The following is a 13,498-nucleotide window of genomic DNA, read 5'->3' on the forward strand; positions in this document are numbered from 1 at the left end:
TTACTCCCTGTTTCTTTTGCTTGTGCTTATGAAAACAACCTCTACCCTGTTTCGGCGGCCGCTAGTGGCGGGTCTGGGCTTGCTGCTGGTCAGCAACCTGCCTGTGGCACAGGCCCAGCAACGAACCCCACCTGCGCAGCCCCCCGCTGGTAGCCTACAGGCCGCTACCCCCAGTGGCCCCTGGACCTTGCAGGCGGCCGTAGATTATGCCCTGGACCACAACCTGAACGTGCGCCAGTCCCGGCTGTCAGCACAATTGGCCGATGTGACGTTGCTGCAAAGCCGGGCGGCGCTGTGGCCCACGGCCAACCTGAACGGCTCCCAGACCTGGAACTACGGTACCAGCATCAACCCCCTGACCAACGATTTTCAGAGCCAGACCACACGCTCCAACAACTTCTCGGCCAATACGCAGGTAACGCTGTTTTCGGGCTTTCAGCTGCGCAATACGATAAAACGCAACGTATTAGAATACGAAGCGTCCTTGGGCGACATCGAAAAAGCCCGCAACGACCTGGCCTTGAACGTGGCCTCGGCCTTTTTGCAAACCCTGCTGGCACAGGAGCTAGTGCGTACCAACCAGGCCCGGGTGAATAGTACCCAACAACAGGTAGACCGCACGCAGGTGCTCCTGAAAGCGGGTAGCGTGGCTGAAAGCAACCTCATTGATAGCCGGGCGCAGTTGGCCACAGATCAGCTGAACGTGATTACGGCGCAAAACCAGGAAACGCTGGCCCGCTTGCAACTAGCCCAGTTCATGAATCTGAACGAAGCCGCTACGCAGACGCTGCAAATCACTACCCCTCCACTACCTGACCCGGACGAGCTGTCGCTGGCCGACGTAAATGCCTCAGCTACCTACCAGATAGCGCAGGCCAACCAGCCCGATATTAAGGCCGCCGATCTGCGCGTGCAGAGCGCCATCCGCAACGTAGAGGTAGCCCGCGGAGCATACTACCCCCGCCTTTTTTTCGGGGCGGGCGTTTTTACGGGCTACTCCTCGGCTCGTAACCTGACGGTGATTGGGAGCGACTCGTCGGCTCGCCGCACCACCTTCTATGTAAACGACCCAAACGGCGGTGCGATTATTCCGCTGAGTGTGACCACCTACCAGCGCGACGTGTCGGTGTTGCCACAACGCTACTGGGACCAGCTGGATAGCAACCTGGGCCGCTCGCTGCAATTCAACCTACAGGTTCCGATTCTGAATGGGTTACAAGCCCGTACCAACGTGCAGCGCTCCAGGATTGCCGTGAGCCAGGCAGAACTGCGTGCCGAGCAAACTCGTCTGGTGCTGCGCCAAACCATTGAGCAAGCCTACGCCGACGCGCTGGCGGCCCAGCGGCAGTATACTGCTTCTAAGGAGCAAGTAGAATCCCTAACGTTGGCCTACCGCAACTCGGAAATCCGCTTCAACAACGGCCTGCTCAACGGCACCGAGTTCAACATCGCCAAAAACAACCTCACCGCGGCCGAATCGAGCATGATCCAGGCTAAATACAGCTTCATCTTCCGCCGCAAAGTACTGGACTTCTACCAAGGTAAACCGATTGAATTGTAAATGCTTAGGGTCTAAAAGAATGGAGGACCTGGGGCGGTTGACTGTCTACACTCTGCACGAGAACAGCAGCCCGAACTCCCGGTTCCCAATCACTTAATCCCCTAATCCCTCATAAAACCTATGAAAAATAACCGCTTACTCTATATTCTGCTGGGCTTGGCCGTGGTGGTCGTGCTCGGGGTGATTGTTGGGAAGAAACAGGGCTGGATTGGACAGCCTACTGGTACGGAGGTATTGGTGGCGAAGGCCGGCCCGGCCAATATTGTGGAGAAAGTTAGCGCCTCGGGGAAGGTACAGCCGGTGGTAGAAGTGAAAATTTCACCCGACGTATCGGGTGAAATCACGGAGCTGTACGTGCAGGAGGGTGACTCCGTGAAGCAGGGCCAGCTGTTGCTGCGCATCCGCCCCGATAACTACCAGGCCATGGTGAGCCAGCAGTCGGCGGTGGTGAACACCCAGCGCGCCAACGTGGCCCAGAGCCAGGCGCGCTTGCAGCAGCTGATTGCCAACGCCAAGCAAACCGAGCTGACCTACCGTCGCAATGCCTCACTCTACAAGCAAAAGGTGATTTCGCAAGCCGATTACGAGGCTTCGCAGGCCGCCTATAATGCTTCGCAAGAAGAGTTGAACAGCGCCCGCGCCAGCATCAAGGCAGCACAGAGCAACGTGTCTAGCGCGCAGGCCTCACTGGAGGAAGCACGCCGTACGCTGGATAAAACCACTATTTACGCGCCCGTAAGCGGTACTGTGAGCAAGCTCAGCGTAGAAAAAGGCGAGCGGGTGGTTGGTACCTCGCAGATGGCTGGTACCGAAATCATGCGTATTGCCAACCTGAACTCGATGGAGGTGCGCGTGAACGTGAACGAGAACGACATCATCAACGTGCACCTGGGCGACTCGGTGGACGTGGAAGTGGACAGCTACGCCGCCCAAGACAAAACCTTTCGGGGCCTAGTAACCAGCATTGCCAACACGGCCAAAGATGCCCTCACGGCCGAGGCCGTGACTGAGTTTGAGGTACGCATCCGGTTGCTGCCGGCTTCGTACCAGGAGCTGGTAACTACCACCAACGGCCGCACGCGCATTCCATTCCGGCCTGGCATGACGGCTTCCGTCGACATCATTACCAACCGCAAGAGCAATGTGCTGAGCGTGCCGCTGGCCGCTGTGGCCACCCGTTCCGACTCTACCGCCTACAAAGCCGCTATGGCCCAGCGCGGCGGCAACAACGCCACCGATACCGAGGCCGACAAAGGTGCCCCGAAAGTGCAAGTGCAGGAAGTGGTGTTTGTGGTGCGTGGCGGCAAGGCCGTGATGACGCCCGTGAAAACCGGCGTGAGCGACTTTGCTAACATTGAAATCAAGAGCGGGCTGCAAGCCGGCGAGCAGGTAGTAAGCGGCCCCTTCCGCGCCGTGTCGAAGACGCTGAAAAACGGAGATTTGGTGACCATTAAAGACGCCAAAACCATCAACAAAGCGGAAATGAAGGAAGACGTAGCGGCCAACTAAGCGCTTGGTCCTACCCTCTGTGTCATCCTGACGAAGAAAGGACCTTATCACGTAGGAGCAACTGCTCGTAACGTGATAAGGTCCTTCCTTCGTCAGGATGACACGTCTTTACAATGAACTACTATCCCACACTACTTTGGAAAAAATAGCCATGCTGGGCGGCGGCTCCTGGGCCACGGCACTCACCAAAATCCTGTCTGAAAACGGTGCCCGCGTAAGTTGGTGGCTGCGCAGCAAAGACGACGTGCAGCACCTGCGCACTACCCGCCACAACCCGCGCTATCTGTCGTCGGTGGCTTTTGACCTCACGCGCGTGTTCCCCTCCACCGATATTGCGGAGGTAGTGAAGGATGCCGACTGGGTGGTGCTTGCCGTGCCCGCTGCTTTTGTGAAGGAGGCCCTCGACAAGCTCGAACGCGACGCGCTAAAGGGCAAACGCGTGATTTCGGCCATCAAAGGCATGCTGCCTAGCCGTAATGAACTGGTGACGGACTACGTGGTAGAGCGGTTCCGGCTGAAAGACGAGTGCCTAGGCGTGGTGGCCGGCCCGTGCCACGCCGAGGAAGTGGCCTTGGAAAAGCAAAGCTACCTCACCATCGGCTCGCCCGATGTGGCTCTGGCTGAGCAGTTTTGTCAACTGTTGCGCAACCGCTACGTGCGGGCCCACGCCGCCGCCGACCTCGATGGCATTGAGTACTGTGCCGTGATGAAGAACATCATTGCTCTGACCTGCGGCATTGCCCACGGCCTGGGCTACGGCGACAACTTTCAGGCGGTGCTGGTGAGCAACGCGGTGCAGGAAATCCGCCGGTTTCTGCACGCGCTCAGCCCCGAGCCCCGCGACCTGTCGGCTTCGGCCTACCTAGGCGATTTGCTGGTGACGTCGTACTCGCAGTTTTCGCGCAACCGTACCTTCGGCAGCATGGTGGGTAGGGGCTACTCCGTGAAGTCGGCCCAGCTGGAGATGAACATGATTGCTGAGGGCTACTACGCCGTCAAGAGCATCTACGAGCTGAACAAGCAGCTGAAGGTGTCTATGCCTATCACCTCGGCTGCCTATCATGTGCTCTACGAGAAGATTGCGCCGGCCGTGGAGCTGGAAATTCTCAAAGAAAAGCTGCGGTAGCATCGTTGGTGTAGTGAGCAATGGCCCGTGATGACCGAGGTACTCACGGGCCGTTGCTGTGTTTGTCACCCTTCGGAAAAGAAAATGAAGCGTCTATTCGTCTTTTTTACGAGTGCTGTGGAGGGTAGGCGGCGACGTATACAGGTCGCATTGTAACTAGAAAATAGCACCGCAAAAAGGGCAGGAATACGGTTGAAAATCCCCCTGAAACGTTTGCAACCCTGCCGACCATACTAGCAGGTGTCAAGCATGCAAAACAGAGGGCATACCAGCCAGATGCGGCTTCTGCCAGTGGTGAGAAAGGGCAACGGTGCGTGGGAGTGCGCTACCTTTGTGGGGCAGAAGATGTTCTGTTGCTTTTGCCGCTGTATATGAATCTGACACTCACCCAACCTTCCTTGCCCCGGGCCCGCCACGTACACCGCGTCGCCGTGGCTACATGGTTTTTTCTGCAAGGGCTAATTTTTGCTAGCTGGGCTTCTCGCATCCCATTTGTGCAGCAGCGCATGGGCATCACCGATGGGCAGCTGGGCCTGGTGCTGCTGGCTATTCCTGTGGGGCAACTACCCTCGTTGCCACTGGCCGGCTGGCTGATTGCCAAGCACGGCAGCCGCCGCGTGCTGCTGCTGGGCGTGGTGCTCTACAGCTTGGGGCTGCTGGGGCTGGGCGCCGCGCCTACGGTAGGCTTGCTGGTGCCCTGTCTGGTGCTTTTCGGTTTTGCCAGCAACCTGATGAACATTGCCGTGAATACGCAAGCAGTGGGCGTAGAGGGGCTGTACCAGGGTAGGCACATTATGGCGTCCTTTCACGGCGTATGGAGCGCGGCGGGCTTTGTGGGCGCGGCCATTGGTACAACTATGATTGGCTGGCAGGTGGTGCCGCTGCCGCACTTTGCGCTGATAATTGGGGTAGTAGCCGTATTGGCAACGCTTAGCCAGGGCCGAATTCTCACCCATGATGCGCAGGCCGACGCCAACCAGCCCATATTTGTGCGCCCCGATGGTCCGCTGCTGGGCTTGGGCATGATTGCCTTTTGCGCCATGATTTGCGAAGGCGCTATGTTCGACTGGAGCGGCGTGTACTTCAAGAAGGTAGTGCAGGCGCAAGGCGCATGGGTAGGGGCCGGCTACACAGCCTTTATGAGCACCATGGCGCTGGGCCGCTTTGGGGCCGACTGGCTGACAGGCCGTTTGGGACCGCGCCGAGTTATTCAGTTGAGTGGGGTACTCACGGCTGTGGGACTACTCATTGCTGTGGGTGTGCCTACCCTAGTCACCGCGCTGGTGGGCTTTGTGCTGGTGGGCTTTGGGGTGTCGTCGGTGGTGCCGTTGGTGTATAGCGCGGCAGGTAAGTCCAAGGTGATGTCGCCGGGCATGGCGCTGGCGGCTGTTTCGACCATCGGCTTTCTAGGTTTTCTCATCGGACCGCCCCTGATTGGGTTGGTTGCCGGCGCCACAAGCCTACGCGTTTCTTACTTCCTCATTGCCGTAATGGGCCTATGTGTCACCTGGGCCGCCACCAAGGCAAAGCAGTTGTAAAGTGGTGAAGAGTGAAGGCATAAATAACGATTCGCGCCAAGCAGCCGTATCATTTCACAACTTCACCCTTCACAACTTCATCACATGGGCGCTTGGGGCCATTTCAATTTTGACAACGACGACGCCGTAGATTTTGCCGGCGAGTTCATGGATACAGGCAGCGAAGTGACGCTGTTGGAAGCATTAGTGCCCGCCGCCGAAGCCGAGGAATACCTGGAAGCCGACGCAGCTGCCGCGGCTCTCGTAGCCGCCGAAATTGTAGCGGCCTGGCGCGGCCACCCCGGCTCCGATTTTCTACCCGGCCTGCTCCCCAAAGTACAGCACCTCGACGTGAGCGACGAAGACGAGCTAACTGACCTGGCCCGTCGCGCCGTGGAATCGGTATTGAAAGAATCGGAGCTGCTGGAGCAATGGTCGGAAGGCAACGAGCTAGCCGACTGGCAAGCCGCTCAGCAGGATTTGCTGGGTAGGCTAAAAGCCGAGCCGGTAGAGTAGTAAAATCACAAAAGCTGTGTCATCCTGAGCGTAGCGAAGGACCTTATCACGTATGAACGACTCGTTCCAGCGTGGGAAGGTCCTTCGCTGCGCTCAAGATGACACAGATTTTCTAATCTTTATCCAACAACCCCGCGAAATCAGCCCCCAGCAACAGCTCCAACTCCGTCCACACCCGGTGCACGGGTAGACCCATCACGTTGAAATAAGAGCCTTCCAAGTGCGTTACGCCTACCATGCCTATCCAGTCCTGGGCACCGTAAGCGCCGGCTTTGTCCAGTGGCTGATAGCGCTGTACGTAGAACTCGATTTCAGCCGCAGACAAGGGGCGGAACGTGACGCGGGTTTGATCTGAAAACACTACTTGGCGGCCGTCGCCTGCAAGCAGGCACACGCCGGTGAATACGTCGTGGGTGCGGCCTTGCAGGCGCGTGAGCATGTGCACAGCCTCGGCTGCATCGGCGGGCTTATTGAGCACATCTTCGTCGAGGCAAACGATAGTATCGGCAGTGAGAATCACTTCGTTCGCGGCCAGCTCATCGCGGTAGGCGGCGGCTTTGCGGGCGGCCAGAAACTCGGCCACCGCGGCGCGCTGCAAGTGGGGCGGAAACTCCTCATCTACTTCCTTCAGCCGGATTTCATAGGGTAGCCCCAGCTCTGTGAGTAGCTGGCGGCGGCGGGGTGAGTTAGAAGCAAGCAGCAAACGGGTGATGGGCATCATCGTCACGAATGGAGGAGAACAGAAAGCCTCCAATGGTTTTGGGATAGAAAAAGGTGGATTTGGGTGGCATTACGGCCCCGGAATGGCATACGCGCTCTACTTCCTGCATGGTCACCTCGTTGGTGATGAAGGCGGCGCGGGCCTCGCCCCGGTCTACGCGGGTGAGGCACTCGGGGAAGTTGCGCACGTAGGCCACGCCGGGCCAAACGCGTTGCGCTTCCATATCGCCCAGCCCTAGGGCTTTACCCAGCACAAAGTAGTGCAGTACGGTCAGGTCCAGAGCTTTCACTTCAGGGGTAGTGGGCCAGTCAAGCTGAGCGTGCACCTCGGGCCGCAGTCGAATTTTATACGACTGCCCATCCAGATACAGCCCAAAAGCCCAGGGCTTGCCGGCAATCAGTTCGGGCAGGCCGTAGGGGTCGTCTTGGGGCAATACTGTGAAGTAGGGTGCGAGGCGCGTCAAAAACTCCTCGGTGGTCAGGTTATCGGGCAGCTCCAGCAGCAGGCGGTGGGTAGGCAAAATGCGCAGGTCGTCGGCCGCAGAGTTGGTTAGGTACATCAAGTGGTAGTTCCACGGCTCCTGACCGGTGTAGGTGTCGCCGGCCGCGGCGCGGCGGGCCTGGCGGTAAGCCAAAGAGCCTTCGTAGCGGTGGTGGCCGTCGGCCAGAATCACCTGCTTGTCGGCCAGCAGCTCCTGAAACCGCTGAATCACACGCCGGTCCTGAATGACGGCTAGTACGTCGCGGGCGCCCTGGTAGTCCTCCTCGGTCTGATAGAGCGGGTCCTGGATGGCTTCGTCGAGGTAGCGCTCTAACTCGTGCGCGTCGTCGCGGTAAAGGCCGTGGGTAGCGCTGGTTTGCAGCTGCAGGCGGCTGAGTAGCTCAGCGCGGTCGTTCACCGAGGAGGGTAGGGTATTTTCGTGGCGTAGTACCACCTCCTCGGCCCAGTCGTAAGCCCGGATGTGGCACATAAAGCCCTTGCGGCAATACTCGTGGCCAGGGTTGCCGGGCAGCCGGAAGTACTGATAGTACACATAAATGCCCGGCAGCACGTCCTGGGCCAGCACGCCCTGCTGTTGCCACTCGCGTAGGCGCAGCAGCGCCGCGCCGGCCGGGTCGTCGCCACGGGGTACGGTGAGATGCAGGCTGTTGAGTGGGTTGCGGTACAATGCCTCGCGTTGCCGCGCTGATACGACATCAAACAGTGGCGAGACGTAGTCGTCAATCTGCTGGCTCAGGGGCGGCGCGTAGCGCCAGCCCCGTACAGGTTGAATTTCAGCCAAAAGGGGAAGTTGTGAGTTTGTGAAGTTGTAAATGTTCTGTCATGCTGAGCAGCTTATCGAAGCATCTCTACTGTGAGTGATGCTTTGGCTGCGCGGATACCAGATGAAGCATACCATGCTTCATCTGGTATCCCACTTGTCGTAAAATTCCAGAATAGCCTCCGCAATCCGATCCTGATCCGCTTCGGCCAGTTCGTAGTAGAGCGGCAGGCGCACCAGATGGTCGGTGTAGTAATCAGCCCAGGGTAGGGTGCGGCCGTCGTGGTAGGGCGCATAGAACGGGCTGCGGTGCAGGGAAAGGTAATGAAACACCAGTAGCACCTGCTGCCGGGCTAGGTGGGCAATCAGTGCCGTGCGCTCGGCTAAAGAGCGGCACGTGAGGTAGTACATGTGGGCATTATTGGTGGCGTAGGCCGGCACTACGGGCAGGCCCACCTGCTGGGCCGCCAGCGGCACGCGCAGGGCTGCGTCGTAGCGCTGCCACAACAGGTGGCGCCGCTGCTGAATGCACGTCATGTTTTCCAACTGCGCCCACAGAAAGGCAGCTGTGAGGTCGGAGGGTAGGAACGACGAACCGGGCTCCAGCCAGGTGTACTTGTCCACTTCACCCCGAAAAAACGCGGCCCGGTTGGTACCTTTCTCGCGGATGATGTCGGCCCGCCGCACCAGGGTAGGGTCGTTCACGGTCAGCAATCCACCCTCCCCGGCAATAATATTCTTGGCTTCGTGAAACGAAAACGCCCCCAGCGTGCCCAGGCTGCCCAGCGGCCTACCCCGATAGAAGCTGTCGATAGCCTGGGCTGCATCTTCCACTACGGCCAGGTTGTGGCGGGCAGCGACGGCCAGAATGGCGTCCATATCACAGGCCATGCCCGCGTAGTGTACCGGCACAATGGCGCGGGTGCGAGGCGTAATGAGTGCTTCCAGCTGTTTGACATCCAGGTTAGGGTGCTCGGCAGTGCTGTCGACAAACACGATGCGGGCCCCTCGCAGCACAAACGCGTTGGCGGTCGATACGAACGTATAGGAGGGCACCAGCACCTCATCACCGGGCTGAATATCGAGCAGCAGCGCCGCCATTTCCAGTGCGTCGGTGCCGGAGGATGTCAGCAGGGCTTTTTGAAAGCCGAGTTCCTGCTCGAAAAAAGCATGGCATTTCTGGGTGAATAACCCGTCGCCGGAAATCTTACCCGAGCGCACGGCCTGCTCCATATATTGGAACTCGCGACCGGATAGGTAGGGCTTGCTGAAGGGAATAGGCGAAACGGACATGCGCGGCAGAAACTTCGGCAAAGGTACAGCCCGCCGGGATTACGTAGGCGGCAGGGTAGGCGAGGCCATGCCTACCCTGTAGAGCTACTACTGCTTCACGCCCTCACAGGCCTTGCCTACGCTGCTAAGAATGAAGTCGGAAAAATAGAAGATAGCGGACTCGCAACTGGCAACTAACCTTTACGGTGCCAAACGGCTCAAACGCCAAGTGTCGCCGACTTGCTCATACACAATTCGGTCGTGCAGGCGGGAAGGACGGCCCTGCCAGAACTCTACCCGCATGGGGTGCAGCAGGTAGCCGCCCCAGTGCGAGGGGCGGGGTAGGGGATCTTGCTCGGCAAAGCGCTCCTCCACCTCGTGCTCCCGGGATTCCAGGGCCTCTCGGCTGGCAATGGGCTGGCTCTGCGGCGAGGCCCAGGCACCTACCTGGCTGCCACGCGGCCGGCTCTGAAAGTACTCCGTCGACATGGTTTCAGGTGCTTTCTCAATGCGCCCTTCCACGCGTACCTGGCGCTCCAGACCGGGCCAGAAAAAGGTGAGGGCCGCCCGCGGCTGCGCAGCTAGCTCCTGGCCCTTGCGCGAGTCATAGTTGGTGTAGAACAGAAAGGTAGCGTCGTCGGGCAAGCCTTTCAACAGCACCACGCGGGCCGAAGGCTGCCCATCGGGGCCAACCGTGGAAACAGTCATGGCCGTGGGCTCGTCGAGGTGGGCAGCCAGGGCCTCATCTAGCCAGGCCCGAAACTGTGGTACGGGTGCGGGGCGTACGTCGGCTTCGGAAAGGGTGCGTTGGGAATAGCTCTGGCGCAGGTCAGCAAGTTCCTGGTCGGTCATGGCAGCGAAATAAAAAGGAATGCGTAACAAAGAAAACGGCCTGCTTCATCAAGGTAGTTATAGGCGCCGGGGTGGAGCAGCCAAACTTCTGGTCTTACTTCCAGTAAAAGTACTTTATTGACCTTCTATTTCCCTAACTATCCTAGTCGACTACCCTTGCCCTTGTTGCCTTATGCCCCAGCTACACACCAGCAGCCTACTGATTTCCCAGCCGTTTCTGGGCGACCCCAACTTCGAGCGCTCGGTGGTACTCCTGTGCCGCCACGAAGACGACGACGGCTCCTTTGGACTCACGCTCAACCGCTTATCGAATCTACAGCTGGGTGATGTGCTGGAGTTGCCAGGCCTTGCCAACTCGGTGGTGGCTACCCTGCCGCTGCACCTAGGTGGCCCCGTGGAGCCCGATACGCTGCACTACCTGCACCGCCAGCCTAACCTACCCGACGCCCTACCTCTGGGCGACGGCGTGTACTGGGGCGGCGATTTTCGCCAACTACTTGAGCTGGTAGAAACCGGCGAACTGGCCCCCGCCGATATTCGACTCTACGCCGGCTATTCGGGCTGGACAGCCGGGCAGCTACGCGAGGAGGTGCGGGAAAATGTTTGGATTGTGCACCCCAATGCTGCCGGGAAAGTATTTACTTTGGATAATGATGCCTTCTGGCAAGCTATTCTGCGGGAAAAGGGCGGCCGCTACCGCATGCTGTCGAACTACCCCGTAGATCCTCGCCTGAACTAAATCAGTTGGTCATGTGCCGTGCCGGTGTCCACCCAAGCCGCCGGTTTTTTGTTTGAATCGTATGCAACCCGAGAACCCCAACACTGCCCCTCAGAGCCCCGAGAATGCCGCGGAATCCCCGCAAAGCATTCTGGAGCGCCGCCTGGCCGAAATCAGCGCCCAGAAGCAATCCACTACACCTGCACCTGCTGACGCAGAAACTGAGCAGATTCAGGAGCGACCTGCCCAGGGTACGCCCGCGCTGCCCGAGGGCACGCCGCCTGGCGCTGGTACGGCCGAGCCAGAGCCCGAAGCAGCCCCTGCTCCGGCCCCTGGCAGCGCCGAGTCGCCTGCTGATGTAGAACCCGAAACTACGCCCCCTGCTTCCGATATTTCGGCCTCGCAGCAGCGTGCCCAGGAGCACGCAGGCGCTCAAAACGATGAAGCGCTGGTAGATACTACCACGCCAACCGCCGCTACCACCGATGATGAGCCGGCTACCCTGCACGGTATTGCTGATATCAAGGAGATTGAAGAGCACGTGCCGCACGTCTCTTTGTCTTCGGCCGAGGCCATTGAGCAGGCGCCCGAAGGCGTAGCCATGCTCTCTACCTCCGCCGAGACGCCTGTCAGCGGTGAATCTTCTACCAGTGAAGAGGATACTGAAGACGACGCCACCGAAGAAGCTGCAGATACCACCGCCATCGGTCCTGATTTCGGCGCCCTCAGCCTGCCGGAGCAAGGCGCCCACCTGCTGGGGCTGTTGCGTGATAAGGATGCGCGCAAAAACCGCAAGCGCATCTTCGATCTGAACCGCCAGTACGAAACTGCCGTGGCTGCCGACCGCACCGCCGCCCAGCAGCGCTTCGTCGAAGAGGGCAACCCCGCCGATGCCTTTGCCTACCTGGGCCCTGAGGGCTACGCAGAAGTAGGGAAGACCCTGCAAAATTTCCGCGAGAGCCGCGCCCGCGATGCCAAAGCCGAAGACGAGGAGCGCGCCCGCAACCTCACCCACAAGCAGCACTTGCTCGCCCAGCTCCGGCAGCTGGTAGAGTCGGCCGAGACCAAGGACAGTTCCGCCCGCCTGAAAGCCCTGCAAAACGACTGGAAAGCCATTGGCCCCGTGCCGCAGCAAGACTCGCAGGAGCTGTGGAACAGCTACCACGCCCTGCTCGATATCTACTACAACAACCGCGGCCTGTTCTTCGAAATGAAGGAACTGGACCGTCGCCGCAACCAGGAAGCCAAAGAAGTCTTGATTGTGCGGGCCGAAGGCCTGGGCGCGCAATCCAACGTGAATAAGGCCTTGCAGGAACTGCGGCAGCTGCACGAGGAGTGGAAAAATATTGGCCCCGTGCCCAACGAACAGCGCGAACCGCTGTGGGCACGTTTCTTAGCCGCCTCAGAGCAAGTACACGCCCGCAAGCAGGAGCTGCTGGATGCCCGCGGCGCGCAGGAAAAGGAAAACCTGACCCGCAAGCAAGCCCTTTTAGAACGTCTGCAACCCCTGGCTGATTTCCAGACGGAGCGGGTAAATGAGTGGCGCGCCAAAACCGATGAACTGCAGAAGCTGAAAGAGGAGTGGGATGCCACCGGACTGGTACCTCGTCAGCAAGCCGAAGCCATCAACAAGCAGTTTTGGGCAGGGTATAAGGGCTTCTTCCAGCGCAAAAACCAGTTCTTCAAGTCGATGGACGAGGAGAAGAACGCCAACTTGAAGCGCAAGCAGGAGATGTGCGAGCAGGCTGAAGCTGCTCTGGCTAATCCTAATTGGGAGGAGAGCAGAGAAACCGTGATTCGACTGCAAAAAGAGTGGAAAACGGTAGGGCGCGTGCCCGAGAAACAGTCAGACAAAATCTGGAACCGTTTCCGCACCGCCTGCGATGCATTCTTCGAGCGTAAGCATGAGGAAACTCGCCAACGCCAGCACCAGCAGCAGCAAGTATCGCAAGAGCAAGCAGCCTACCTCGATCAACTGGAAGAAAGCATTGTCCTGCTTACCCCCGACGCGCCAGGCACACTCGAGGGATTCCGGCAGCACGCCGCCGACTGGCGCACGCAGGCCGGAGCCAGCGGCGGCCGCGGTGCCGACCGCGCTGAGGAAAAATTCCAGGCGCTGATGGGTCGGTACCTGGATGCGGTGCCTGGCCTGAGCTACTCTGAACGTGCTAGCCTGTTGTTTCAGCTGCAAGTAGAACGGCTTAAAGCAAACCCCGATTCGCAGCAGGCACTGCATAAACAAGAACAAACGCTCCGCCGCGAGATCAACGAGCTGGAAAACGACATTGCTACCCTGCAAACTAACCTCGACTTCTTCGCCCGCTCGAAGAATGCCGATCAGTTGCGCGGGGAGTATCAAGGTCGCATTGATGAGGCTAAAGTCCGTATCGAGCAACTGAAAAAGCAATTGAAAGTGGTGCGCAGCTAGTCATATTCTCACTAGTA

Annotated in this window: 11 protein-coding genes; 7 read left to right on the plus strand and 4 right to left on the minus strand. The window is 59.1% G+C overall.

Features of this window, described 5'->3' with window-relative positions; translation table 11 throughout:
- The first annotated feature begins 28 nt into the window (after positions 1-28).
- The 5 genes from MUN82_RS07135 to MUN82_RS07155 all read left to right on the plus strand — a co-directional run bounded on the left by MUN82_RS07135 (position 29) and on the right by MUN82_RS07155 (position 6,229).
- Positions 29-1,561 carry a TolC family protein gene (locus tag MUN82_RS07135; protein ID WP_245096188.1) on the plus strand — a complete coding sequence of 511 codons (1,533 nt, stop codon included), beginning with the start codon at positions 29-31 and terminating at the stop codon, positions 1,559-1,561.
- Positions 1,562-1,681: 120 nt separating this feature from the next.
- Positions 1,682-3,070 carry an efflux RND transporter periplasmic adaptor subunit gene (locus MUN82_RS07140; protein WP_245096191.1) on the plus strand — a complete coding sequence of 463 codons (1,389 nt, stop codon included), beginning with the start codon at positions 1,682-1,684 and terminating at the stop codon, positions 3,068-3,070.
- Positions 3,071-3,206: 136 nt separating this feature from the next.
- On the plus strand, positions 3,207-4,196 hold the full coding sequence (locus MUN82_RS07145; protein ID WP_245096193.1) for an NAD(P)H-dependent glycerol-3-phosphate dehydrogenase: 990 nt from the start codon (positions 3,207-3,209) through the stop codon (positions 4,194-4,196).
- A 371-nt stretch (positions 4,197-4,567) separates the two neighbouring features.
- Complete coding sequence (locus MUN82_RS07150; protein WP_245096196.1) at positions 4,568-5,734, plus strand: MFS transporter; 1,167 nt, start codon at positions 4,568-4,570, stop codon at positions 5,732-5,734.
- A gap of 84 nt (positions 5,735-5,818) precedes the next feature.
- A complete protein-coding gene (locus MUN82_RS07155) occupies positions 5,819-6,229 on the plus strand; it encodes a DUF4259 domain-containing protein (protein WP_245096199.1) in 411 nt (136 codons plus the stop codon).
- Between the two features lie 112 nt (positions 6,230-6,341).
- On the opposite strand, the gene MUN82_RS07160 is transcribed toward MUN82_RS07155, so the two are convergent.
- From MUN82_RS07160 to pdxH, 4 genes are all read right to left on the minus strand, one after another.
- Positions 6,342-6,950 carry a Maf family nucleotide pyrophosphatase gene (locus MUN82_RS07160; RefSeq protein WP_245096200.1) on the minus strand — a complete coding sequence of 203 codons (609 nt, stop codon included), beginning with the start codon at positions 6,948-6,950 and terminating at the stop codon, positions 6,342-6,344.
- Entirely contained in the window at positions 6,916-8,232 is a 1,317-nt protein-coding gene (locus MUN82_RS07165) for a DUF1015 domain-containing protein (RefSeq protein WP_245096202.1), read from the minus strand. The genes MUN82_RS07160 and MUN82_RS07165 overlap by 35 nt, the downstream gene beginning before the upstream one ends.
- A 120-nt stretch (positions 8,233-8,352) precedes the next feature.
- Positions 8,353-9,504: a dTDP-4-amino-4,6-dideoxygalactose transaminase gene (rffA, locus tag MUN82_RS07170; RefSeq protein WP_245096205.1), complete on the minus strand. Its 1,152-nt coding sequence runs from the start codon at positions 9,502-9,504 to the stop codon at positions 8,353-8,355.
- Positions 9,505-9,684: 180 nt separating this feature from the next.
- Complete coding sequence (gene pdxH / locus MUN82_RS07175; RefSeq protein WP_245096208.1) at positions 9,685-10,335, minus strand: pyridoxamine 5'-phosphate oxidase; 651 nt, start codon at positions 10,333-10,335, stop codon at positions 9,685-9,687.
- Positions 10,336-10,507: 172 nt separating this feature from the next.
- Here pdxH and MUN82_RS07180 point away from each other — a divergent pair, with 172 nt between their 5' ends.
- On the plus strand, positions 10,508-11,074 hold the full coding sequence (locus MUN82_RS07180; RefSeq protein ID WP_245096210.1) for a YqgE/AlgH family protein: 567 nt from the start codon (positions 10,508-10,510) through the stop codon (positions 11,072-11,074).
- Between the two features lie 61 nt (positions 11,075-11,135).
- Complete coding sequence (locus MUN82_RS07185) at positions 11,136-13,481, plus strand: DUF349 domain-containing protein (RefSeq protein ID WP_245096212.1); 2,346 nt, start codon at positions 11,136-11,138, stop codon at positions 13,479-13,481.
- Positions 13,482-13,498: the final 17 nt, after the last annotated feature.

It is taken from the genome of Hymenobacter aerilatus (assembly GCF_022921095.1).
GTDB lineage: Bacteria > Bacteroidota > Bacteroidia > Cytophagales > Hymenobacteraceae > Hymenobacter > Hymenobacter aerilatus.

Bases quoted from the DNA above. Each gene is read 5' to 3' on its own strand.
- MUN82_RS07135 (WP_245096188.1), top strand. From the start codon at position 29: ATGAAAACAACCTCTACCCTGTTTCGGCGGCCGCTAGTGGCGGGTCTG.
- MUN82_RS07140 (WP_245096191.1), top strand. From the start codon at position 1,682: ATGAAAAATAACCGCTTACTCTATATTCTGCTGGGCTTGGCCGTGGTG.
- MUN82_RS07150 (WP_245096196.1), top strand. From the start codon at position 4,568: ATGAATCTGACACTCACCCAACCTTCCTTGCCCCGGGCCCGCCACGTA.
- MUN82_RS07155 (WP_245096199.1), top strand. From the start codon at position 5,819: ATGGGCGCTTGGGGCCATTTCAATTTTGACAACGACGACGCCGTAGAT.
- MUN82_RS07160 (WP_245096200.1), bottom strand. From the start codon at position 6,950: ATGATGCCCATCACCCGTTTGCTGCTTGCTTCTAACTCACCCCGCCGC.
- rffA (WP_245096205.1), bottom strand. From the start codon at position 9,504: ATGTCCGTTTCGCCTATTCCCTTCAGCAAGCCCTACCTATCCGGTCGC.
- pdxH (WP_245096208.1), bottom strand. From the start codon at position 10,335: ATGACCGACCAGGAACTTGCTGACCTGCGCCAGAGCTATTCCCAACGC.
- MUN82_RS07180 (WP_245096210.1), top strand. From the start codon at position 10,508: ATGCCCCAGCTACACACCAGCAGCCTACTGATTTCCCAGCCGTTTCTG.
- MUN82_RS07185 (WP_245096212.1), top strand. From the start codon at position 11,136: ATGCAACCCGAGAACCCCAACACTGCCCCTCAGAGCCCCGAGAATGCC.